The organism is Haloferax sp. Atlit-6N, assembly GCF_003383195.1.
Taxonomy (GTDB): domain Archaea; phylum Halobacteriota; class Halobacteria; order Halobacteriales; family Haloferacaceae; genus Haloferax; species Haloferax gibbonsii.
This window is the reverse complement of record NZ_QEQJ01000302.1, coordinates 1-468: the sequence shown is the minus strand read 5'-3', so window position 1 is coordinate 468 and position 468 is coordinate 1. Positions and strand designations below refer to the sequence as shown.

Annotated in this window: 1 pseudogene; it reads left to right on the top strand. The window is 69.4% G+C overall.

Annotated features, from left to right (window positions below):
• Positions 1-59 precede the first annotated feature (59 nt).
• Positions 60-468, top strand: a pseudogene (locus tag DEQ92_RS22460) (peptidase); the annotation flags it as partial.

Below are 468 nucleotides of genomic sequence, written 5' to 3'. Positions count from 1 at the left end.
GGAGGTAATTGACTTTCGCAAGCCGGAACGGTTTTTGACACGTCTACGAAGTGTCACCTATGGCTCCCGTCACCTTCGCCGGCGCGCTCGTCGGCGTCTCCCTCCTCGGTGCCGGCTGGTCGCGCCTCAGCGCCGGCCGCCTCGAACGCCGAGACGTGTCCGTCCAGCGGTTCAGACAGCGAGTGCGAAGCAACTGGCTCTACGCCGCCGTCATGTTCGTCGGCGTCGTCTGGTGGACGAACGCGGACCGAGCGCTCCTCGCGGCCGTCGGCCTCCAGACCGACTGGCCGCGGGCGGCTCTCGGCTGGGCGCTCACCGGCGTCGGTGCCGCGGTCGTGGCGACCGTCTCGTACATGGGCGCGTTCCCGGTGGCGAGACGCGTGCGAGACGCCGATATGGGCGCGGGGACGGTCGCCGCGAAGATGTTCCGCTACCACCTCGTCGTCGCGGCGCTCGTCTTCTGCGTGG